Annotated in this window: 7 protein-coding genes and 1 tRNA gene; 5 read left to right on the top strand and 3 right to left on the bottom strand. The window is 56.9% G+C overall.

Features of this window, described 5'->3' with window-relative positions; translation table 11 throughout:
* Positions 1 to 187 (bottom strand): transposase (locus C501_RS0108135; RefSeq protein ID WP_026174747.1); only part of this gene is annotated, 187 nt, incomplete at its 3' end.
* Between the two features lie 1,112 nt (positions 188 to 1,299).
* On the opposite strand from C501_RS0108135, the gene C501_RS0108125 reads away from it, so the two are divergent.
* Positions 1,300 to 2,640, top strand: coding sequence for an LssY C-terminal domain-containing protein (locus C501_RS0108125; protein WP_018135133.1), 1,341 nt, complete (start codon positions 1,300 to 1,302; stop codon positions 2,638 to 2,640).
* Positions 2,641 to 2,724: 84 nt separating this feature from the next.
* Complete coding sequence (locus C501_RS0108120) at positions 2,725 to 4,158, top strand: sugar porter family MFS transporter (RefSeq protein WP_018135132.1); 1,434 nt, start codon at positions 2,725 to 2,727, stop codon at positions 4,156 to 4,158.
* A gap of 23 nt (positions 4,159 to 4,181) precedes the next feature.
* Here the strand turns inward: C501_RS0108120 and C501_RS0108115 are convergent, their stop codons facing one another.
* Positions 4,182 to 4,853 (bottom strand): JAB domain-containing protein, encoded by a 672-nt coding sequence (locus C501_RS0108115; protein ID WP_018135131.1) that lies wholly within the window; start codon positions 4,851 to 4,853, stop codon positions 4,182 to 4,184.
* A 129-nt stretch (positions 4,854 to 4,982) separates the two neighbouring features.
* Here C501_RS0108115 and C501_RS0108110 point away from each other — a divergent pair, with 129 nt between their 5' ends.
* From C501_RS0108110 to C501_RS0108100, 3 genes are all read left to right on the top strand, one after another.
* On the top strand, positions 4,983 to 6,050 hold the full coding sequence (locus C501_RS0108110) for an enoyl-CoA hydratase/isomerase family protein (RefSeq protein WP_018135130.1): 1,068 nt from the start codon (positions 4,983 to 4,985) through the stop codon (positions 6,048 to 6,050).
* Positions 6,043 to 6,819, top strand: coding sequence for an enoyl-CoA hydratase (locus C501_RS0108105; RefSeq protein ID WP_018135129.1), 777 nt, complete (start codon positions 6,043 to 6,045; stop codon positions 6,817 to 6,819). The genes C501_RS0108110 and C501_RS0108105 overlap by 8 nt, the downstream gene beginning before the upstream one ends.
* 273 nt (positions 6,820 to 7,092) lie before the next feature.
* A complete protein-coding gene (locus C501_RS0108100) occupies positions 7,093 to 8,781 on the top strand; it encodes an amidohydrolase (RefSeq protein WP_169332129.1) in 1,689 nt (562 codons plus the stop codon).
* Positions 8,782 to 8,908: 127 nt separating this feature from the next.
* Here the strand turns inward: C501_RS0108100 and C501_RS0108095 are convergent.
* Positions 8,909 to 8,982 (bottom strand) — tRNA-Pro (locus C501_RS0108095).
* Positions 8,983 to 9,240 lie beyond the last annotated feature (258 nt).

Genomic DNA, 9,240 nt, shown 5'->3' with positions numbered 1-9,240 from the left:
GCTGCTTACGCTCGTCCTCGGTCAGGCCCGGCACGCGCCCGTCTTCGATGTTTGCTTTCTTCAGCCAGTTGAACAACGAGGCTTCGGAAATCCCGAAGTCTCTCGCAATCTGCGATAACGGGGCCCGGGCTTTACGGGCCACAGCCACGACATCGTCACGGAACTCTTTCGGATAGGGCTTGGGCAAGAGATACATCCTTCCAGCGAGGACGAATCCTCACAGATCAGATGTCAACCAAACCCGGGGCAGACCCGATTGCATACAGCTTAGCTTTCTCTATCGGCTTCGCTTTGAGTAAGCGTATTGCTCGGAAGCGCCATGAACGAAGAGGTTTTCTCTGCGCTATTCGCTTTCCGGAAGTGCCTCACAAGTTTTTGCGGTTTCGATGGACGTCTGGGGAAGTCTATCTGGGAGAGAAAGCTCTAGGCTTCCAGAAGCGGAATGGGTATGGTGTCGCGCGGGGTGAACGCCGTGATTATTTTTTGCTGAGTAGATTGCCGTCTAGAAAGCGTGATCGGTGGGATTGGTGGGAGTTTGAGATAGGCTGGAGTATTCGTACCTTTCAGACAGACAAGGGCGTTCTTGAAGTCGCTGCAGACAAGGATGTTCTTGAGGCTCTGGACAGCTTGCTATAAAGAGCCGAAAGAAGCGAGCAAATGACTCAACCGAAGCGAGAGCGCCGCGAAGGTGGTCGCAATCGGAACATCAGACCGCGCGTTACAGGCTACCGGCTGATTCCTCTATTTGTTTATGAGCATCCTGTTATGGTTGCGTTACTCCTCGGACTAATCACAGCCGCCGTGGGAACATTAATCCCCTGTCGGCTCAGGGCAGTGCCCTGAACTGGATCATCGTATCGGGCCTTTTAGCGGGGATTTTTACTGGCATTCTTTACTTCTTCCTGATCCGTCTGGCTACCCGGGCTTCCCGGACTCTTTCGCGAAACCGCCTCCAACGCGGTGCCTTTGTCTGTGCTATTCGTTTTCCTGAGGCTTCCATTGGGTCTCTGAAAGAGCGATGGTCTATCGAAGATGGTTATCTTGGCCAAAATACTCTAGGTTTTGAAGCTCAGAACGATGACGGCATTGTGCTGACTGAGCGCCGGGATTATCTCCTGGAGGCTAAGGGGCCCGCCCGGGAATTAAGTAACACGTGAGGCACGTGAACTGACCGCATGGGGCAGGTGGAGCGTCCGCAGCTTCCAGACAGAAGAAGGCCTTCTGGCAGTCGCCGCTGACGCGAGTGATCTCGATGCCCAAGAAGACTCGGGTGAAAGCCCGGTTGGCTAAACTAAAGGGATGCTGAAAACCGACCCGGCGCAGCCGAAGCGAAGGCCCTGGTCTGTTAACGTCATCGTCGATAACTTCTTCGTGATTTTCAGCGGAGCGACCTCGGTCTGGCTCGCCTGGCTGGTCTTCAGCGAGAGCTTCGGAACTTGGACCAGGCTTTGGTACCTTTTGCCGTTCTGGCTGATCCTGGCCTATGTCACGTTGCCCCGGCTGCATAAGATCCTCAGCGGCATTTATGTGCCCGACTACTTCATCGGCAGATCCCGGACTACCGATGGCCTGCTTGGGGATCCTATCAACCTCGCGGTATGCGGTTCCCAGGAGCAACTGGAAACGGTCATGGCCGAGGCCGGCTGGACGAAAGCCGATGAGATCAGCCTGCGTTCCAGCTGGCGGATCGTGCTCTCCACGATCACCGGCCGCAGCTACGATGAAGCCCCGGTCAGCACGCTGAATCTTTTTGGCCGGCAGCAGGACTTCGCCTACCAGCAAGAAGTCGAGAACAGCCCCGCCAAACGCCACCACGTCCGCTTCTGGCGCTGCCCCGAAGGCTGGCTACTGCCCGGCGGATACAAAGCGGACTGGCTCGCGGCAGGGACTTTCGACCGCAGCGTGGGTTTCTCCCTGTTCACCTTCCAGATCACGCACAAGATCGAAGAGAACATCGATATCGAGCGGGATCATATCGTCGCCAGCATGCGCAAGGCGAACCCCGAGGTGAAAGTCCGGGTGATCGAGGACTTCTCCACGGGTTACCACTCCCGCAACGGCGGAGGCGATGCGATCATCACTGATGGGGACCTGCCGATCGTGAACATCAGTGAAGTCCAGCCCGTGGTTCCGAAACCCCGGTTGAGCGAGCAGGAACGCGCGGAAGTGCCGGGAACCGATGTCGAGGTCCCCGCCCTACCGCGGCCGCTGCCCACGGTCTTCGGTGCGCTCTTCGCGCTTTTCACGGCGGTCACCGGGGTGATCTCCTCGATTCTGACGCTCAATAATGACAGCTTCGCCGAAGAGCTCCTCTGGAATGACCCGGATGCGGACGGCACTCAGCTGCATGAGCAGGTGCTGATCGCCTCGGTCGTGTTCACCGGGATTCTGGCGCTGATCCGGGTGGCCTTCGCGTACTTCGTCTGGAAGGGCAGCAACTGGGCGCGGATCACCTTGACCGCGACGACGTCTCTGTCCATCCTGGTGACGTTCTTCGCTGTGATCCAGGGGGTGCAGCGGCTCAATCTGGATATCAATGTCTTCGACACCAACCTGATCACGCTCACCCTCGAAATCCTGCTCGTCCTGGCGCTCTCCAGTGACCGGGCACGGGCTTTCGCCCGGCACCGCCGGGGCTGAGGATGCCGAACAGCGTGGAGCGGATCAAATAAGTGCGTATATAGTGGCTTAGGCTATTGACCGAAAATTCTAGGAGCAGCTCAGATGACGTCGCGCAAAGTCTTACAGCTGAAAGTCATTGGATTAGCTGTATCGGCGGCTGTCGGCGGCTTCCTCTTCGGCTTCGATTCCTCGGTGATCAACGGCGCCGTCAACGCCGTGGAAAGCCAGTTCGAGCTGAGCCCCACGGTGACGGGTTTCGCCGTGGCTTCAGCGCTGCTGGGCTGTGCTGTGGGTGCTTATCTGGCGGGCAGGATCGCTGACCGTTACGGGCGCAGGACGACGATGCTCGTGGGCGCTACGATGTTCCTGATCTCTGCACTCGGTACCGGCTGGGCCTTCGCCGTCTGGGACTTGGTGCTCTGGCGGATTGTCGGTGGTTTGGGCATCGGCATCGCATCGGTGGTAGCCCCGATGTACATCGCGGAGATCTCACCTAAGCTGATCCGCGGACGCCTCGCCTCGCTGCAGCAGTTGGCGATCACCCTGGGTATTTTCGCTGCGCTGCTGTCGGATGCGCTTTTCGCCAATTCCGCCGGCGGAGCCGGGGAGCCCTTCTGGTTCGGCTGGGAGGCCTGGCGCTGGATGTTCCTCGCGGGTGCTGTGCCCGCAGTGGTTTACGGCGTGCTCGCACTGCGTCTGCCGGAATCCCCGCGCTATCTCATGCAGAAAGGGCGCGATGAAGAGGCGCAGAAGATCTTCGCCTCGCTTTGGCCTGCTGAAGACGTGACGAAGGCGGTGCGGGAGATCCGCACCGCGATTTCCGAGGAAATCAAAACCCGCAACGCCAAGCTCACGGGAGGGCGGCTCGGGCTGCTGCCGATCGTCTGGATCGGCATCGCGCTATCGATGTTCCAGCAGTTCGTGGGCATCAACGTGATCTTCTACTATTCCACGACGCTATGGCGGTCGGTGGGCTTCCAGGAGTCCGACTCCCTGTTTATTTCCGTGGTCACCTCGATCATCAATGTCGCCGTGACCGTTGTGGCCATTCTGCTCGTGGACCGTGTGGGCCGCCGTCCGATCCTCTTGGCCGGCTCAATCGGCATGGCGGTGACTTTGGGCACGATGGCGCTGGCATTCTCCAACGCCGGCGAAGTCAATGGCGAGGTTGCGCTCACCGGAGCCTGGGGGCCCATCGCTCTCGTTGCCGCCAATGTCTTCGTGATCTCCTTCGGCGTCTCCTGGGGCCCGCTGGTCTGGGTTCTGCTCGGCGAGATCTTCCCCAACCGGATCCGCGCCAAGGCCCTTGGCGTAGCCGCGATGGCGCAGTGGATCTCGAACTTCGCGATCACCGTTAGCTTCCCCGTCCTCGCCGATATGTCGCTTACCGTGACCTACGGGCTCTATGCACTGTTCGCCTTGCTCTCCTTCGTCTTCGTGTACTTCAAGATCCCGGAGACGAACGGGATGTCCCTGGAGGAGGCGGAAACGCTGTTCACGCGGCCGGTCCGCCGTAAAGCAGCCCAGCAGCAGTAAAAGATTTTCTGCTCCGGCCGGTGCTACCGGCCGGTGATGCTGAAATGATCCCGACCGGCGACGATCACATGATCCAAGAAGGTCAGCCCCACCTCATAAGCAGCAACTTGGAGTTGTGCGGTGAAAGCAGCATCCAAGGAACTCGGTTCCAGTCTGCCGCTGGGATGATTATGTGCCACAGCGAAAGCCACACCGTCGTGACGCAGAGTCAGGGAAAGAACCCGACGCACTGAAACAGAGCAGCTTGTCGCATCGCCCTGCGAGACGACTTCGGCACGTTTCAGCTGATACTGACCATCGGCAATGAGCAGGACTACCTGCTCATTGCGGGAATAACCGATCAACGGCGCAGCGATCCGGGCGATATCAGCCGGGCTGTTCAGTTTCTCGCCCCGCGGTGGTGCCGTGGCGCGGCTGCCGAGCACGAAGGAAGACACCAGCCGTGCTGCTTTGGCCGCACCCACGCCCGGGCGCCGAGCGAGCTCATCGGGATCAGCTCGGGAGAGCCCCGCAACGCCGTGCCACTCGCTCAGCAGGGAATGCCCCAGCTGCAAGGCGCTTTCCCCCGCCCTGCCGGTTCCCAGGAGAATCGCGACGAGCTCTGCATCGCTGAGCGCGGAGGCGCCCAAGGCGAGTAAACGTTCACGAGGCTGATCCGAAAGGGTCATACGGGTGATCTGAAGAGCGCTTGCCATAGCCTGACACTAGACCGCAGCGGTGACAGTTTTGCTGATCGCCAGGGGCTCCGCGGCTCAGTTCTGGCCGCGGATACCGGTATATTCTGCTGAGAGAGGCAGAGTGCGGACTCCGGAGAGGAACCTGCTGTGAACACTGCGGATCAGGACCAGGTGCTCTTCGAGCGCCGCGGAGTTCTGGGACTCATCACGCTCAATCGGCCGCAGGCGCTGAACGCCCTGACCGCCCAGATGGTCGAAGCCATGCTGGTGCAGCTGCAGGAGTGGGCCGATGATCCACAGATTCATCAGGTCTTGATCCAAGGCGCCGGTGACCGCGGCCTCTGCGCGGGCGGGGACATCGTGGCGATGTACCGGGACATCACCGGTGAGCAGATCCGCGAAGGAGTACCTCCGGGGCAGGCGACCGCTGATTTCTGGCGGATGGAATACCGGCTCAACGAACTCATCGCGAACTATCCGAAGCCCTATGCAGCCCTGATGGACGGTGTGGTCCTGGGCGGCGGCATCGGGATCTCCGCGCACGGCAGCCTGCGTATCGTCACCGAGCGCTCACGCTGTGGGATGCCGGAGACGATGATCGGCTTCGTCCCGGATGTGGGCGGCACCTATCTGCTCTCCAGGTCCCCGGGAGAGACCGGCACTCACGCTGCGCTCACCGGACAGCAATTCGATGCCGCCGATGCGATCTACCTGGGACTCGCCGATTATTACGTCCCTGCAGCCCGGTTGCCGGAGCTGATCGAAACGCTCACCACGCATGATGCCGCCGAAGCGGTAGCCGCGGCTGCGGAAGTCCCGGAACCGAGCAGCCTCGCCTCCCGGCAGCAGTGGATCGACCGTTGCTACGAGGGTGATTCCCTGCTCGCAGTGGTAGGTGCGCTCCGGGAAGCAGCGGAGACGGACCCCGAGGCGGGTCGTGCCCTGGCCGCGTTCGAAAGCCGTTCTCCGATAGCCCTCGCGGTCACCCTGGCGTCCCTGCGCCGAGCTGCACGGCTACCGGGGCTGCGTGAGGTCCTGGACCAGGAGTACCGGGTAGGAATCCGGATGCTGGCCCAGCCCGATATGCGCGAAGGAATCCGCGCCCAGGTCATCGATAAGGACCGCGACCCGCAGTGGCAGCCAGCAGAGCTAGCAGGCGTCTCAGCGGAGACGGTCGGAGATTTCTTCACCCAACAGGAGGAGCATCGTGACTGAAACCATTCTTGTTGAACAGAGCCCCCGACCCCGGGTAGGGCTGATCCGGCTCAACCGACCGAAGGCGCTCAATGCGCTCAACAAAGCCATGATGGACGAGCTGGTCGCAGCCGCTCAGGAGCTGGATGCGGATCCGGGTATCGGGACCATCGTGATCACTGGTTCCGATAAAGTCTTCGCGGCTGGCGCCGACATCAAGGAAATGGCCGATAAAAGCTATATGGCGATGTACCTGACGGACTGGTTCAGACACTGGGAGGATCTCACTCGCCTGCGTACGCCAATCATCGCAGCGGTCTCCGGCTATGCACTCGGCGGTGGATGCGAGCTGGCGATGATGTGCGATCTCATCATCGCCGCCGAGGACGCATGCTTCGGTCAACCGGAGATCAATCTCGGTGTTCTGCCTGGAATGGGCGGCTCGCAGCGGCTGACCCGGGCGGTCGGTAAAGCCAAAGCTATGGACATGATTCTCACGGGTCGGATGATGAAGGCTCCGGAAGCCGAACAGCTGGGCTTGGTCTCCCGGATGACCCCCACAGACAAAGTCCTGAATGAAGCGCTCAATGTCGCGGAAACGATAGCTGCGAAATTCAAGCCAGCAGCAATGCTCGCGAAAGAGGCTGTCAACGCCGCTTTCGAAACCGGCCTTATGCAGGGTGTGACATATGAGCGCAGACTCTTCCACTCAGCCTTCGCGATGGAGGATCAGAAAGAGGGAATGGCTGCTTTCACCGCGAAACGTGCGCCAAACTTTCGGGGATTCTGACTTTCTGTGGTGAACTGATAATTATTTATCGATAAAAATGATCCAGTAAATCAGAAAACTCTTACTCCTGATCACTTTCGTGAGCCGAGGGGATCTTCATTGCCAGCAGTTCATGTGGTTAATGACCGGGTTTCGTTGCCGTGAAAAGCAAATCATCAAATAAAATTAACTGCGCACGCACAAGAAAATAATAGAATTATATGATATTTATATCTAATACAATTGAAAATAGATGCCGAAAATGGCTGGAGAAATAATATAATGTCTAACTCAGTGAGCCGTAGAACTGCTTTGATGGTTGGTGGTGCGGGAATCCTTGCCGGAGGTATTATTGGATCTTCCGCAACCGCAGGAGTTTTTGCTGCGAATAAAGCGCAAGATTTAATTTTACTTAAAAATGGTAAAATCTTGACGATGGATGCTAATAATTCCCGAGCTACTAGCATCCTGTTGCGAGGGAATAGCATTTTGGCGGTAGGTGGTTCTGAAGTGGACAGTCTGGGCGAAAGTGCGGGAAGGGTTATCGACTTACAAGGAAGGTCGGTAATTCCAGGAATCAATGATACTCACTTTCACTTTGCTCAGTATGCGGTCACCAGGCCCCCTCTCACTGTAGATTTATCTTCGGCAAAATCTATCAAAGATATTCAAGATAAAATCTCAGAAGAAGTATCAAAACAATCTTCACAAGACAGCTGGATTAAAGCATTTGGTTTACACAGGGCTAACCTCTCTGATTCGGAAAGCCAGTCCTTTAATAAGACTGACATCGACGCAGTATCAAAGCAGCACCCTGTCTCAATCCGAGAAAATAGCTCTCATTCTACGACTGTCAACAGTATCGCGCTGCAAATGGCTGGGATCACTGCGAGCTCTGGGCCTGATGTCGTGCTGAATGTGTCGGGGGAGCCAACTGGGCAGCTGAATGGCGGAGCGCAGAACCTGATCCAAAATGTTCAGCCTCCCTACACGAAAGAACAGCAGAAGAAAGCTCTTTCTGAGACGTTCGCGAAGATGCATCAGCTGGGAATCACTAGTTACACAGAGCCGGTCATCGGCCCCGCAATGGGTTCTGGAACCGGTACCGGCCTGGATACTTTGGACGTCTACCTCGATCTCATGCGTACGGGGCAGTTGCCGATGCGTGTTAACGTCCAGATGGCGCCAACACCGCAGACGGGGGGAACCTCGAAGCAGATAGATGAGTTCTATTCCTCCTGGCAAAAGCCGCAAGATTTAGATCCGAAGTTCATTCGAATTGAATCAACAAAACTCTTCGCAGATAGTCTTGGAGATCCCCTGGTGGTCGCGGGTGATACTCCTCAGCTTAAGGAAAAAGAATTATTTGCAATGTTTCAGAACGTGCATGATCGAGGTCTGCAAATTGGCTACCATGTGACCGGCGCTAATGATATTGGAATCGTTATCCGTGGAATCGAAGCAGCCATGAAAAATAATCCGAGGCCTGACCCTAGGCATTTCTTAATACATGCAAATTCTTGCACGAATGAACATCTTGATTCTCTGGAAAAATTAGGTATCGGCGTGACTATGCAGCCGGGTCTCTCTGCGCAGACCGCAGAAACTGGACCTGCAGGATACATAACACTTCCATATCGATCTGCGCTTGATAAGGGTGTGCAGATAATGACAAGTTCTGACGCTCCCGTGGAAACCCCAGATTGGCGGAAGTATGTTTCTTTGCTGATGGATCGGCAGACTAGCTCTGGTCAAGATATTGGGAAGGACCAGGCGATTTCTCTTGAAGAAGCTCTGCGGACCATGACCGCTAAAGCGTCGTGGCAAAGCAAGTCTGAAGGCTCTAGGGGGACTCTTGCTCCTGGTAATTCTGCTGACATTTGCGTTTTTGATAAAGATATCAATCAAGTTGCTGCTGGTGATGTCGAGTCGCTCAATGTAGCTTATACGATATTTGATGGGAATATCGTATATGAGAAATAATTTTATTTAGCAAAATATTTCAACGACCGTACGGGGTTTGCAAAATCCCCGTACGGTCGTTTTTGTCTCATCGAACCAGGAGATGGACCCAGATTCCATCGTCATCAGAGCGGCCCAACTAAATGTGTCGGGGTGACAGGATTTGAACCTGCGGCCTCGTCGTCCCGAACGACGCGCGCTACCAAGCTGCGCCACACCCCGCTGCTTCCGGAGCCCCGAAGCGGAGCGATGTCACGAAAGCAACTTACCAAGGATAGCCGACGTTCCCGGATGCGCCCAAACCCAGCAGCCGGGCCAAACGGGCAAGAGGCTTTCGGATGTTACGAGACTTTACGCACTCCGAGTACTTTCTGGAAATTCTCTTGTCATCTCAGCGTCCAGTTGGGAGGGTAAAAGAACTCTTACCGTTTTCTTATGGAGCGCATAGCACCATGGTCTTTCGGGATCGGTGATTTCAGT

Source organism: Acaricomes phytoseiuli DSM 14247, from assembly GCF_000376245.1.
Classification (GTDB): Bacteria; Actinomycetota; Actinomycetes; order Actinomycetales; family Micrococcaceae; genus Renibacterium; species Renibacterium phytoseiuli.
This window is presented reverse-complemented; position numbering and strand designations above follow the sequence as displayed.

Bases quoted from the DNA above. Each gene is read 5' to 3' on its own strand.
- C501_RS0108125 (WP_018135133.1), top strand. From the start codon at position 1,300: ATGCTGAAAACCGACCCGGCGCAGCCGAAGCGAAGGCCCTGGTCTGTT.
- C501_RS0108120 (WP_018135132.1), top strand. From the start codon at position 2,725: ATGACGTCGCGCAAAGTCTTACAGCTGAAAGTCATTGGATTAGCTGTA.
- C501_RS0108115 (WP_018135131.1), bottom strand. From the start codon at position 4,853: ATGGCAAGCGCTCTTCAGATCACCCGTATGACCCTTTCGGATCAGCCT.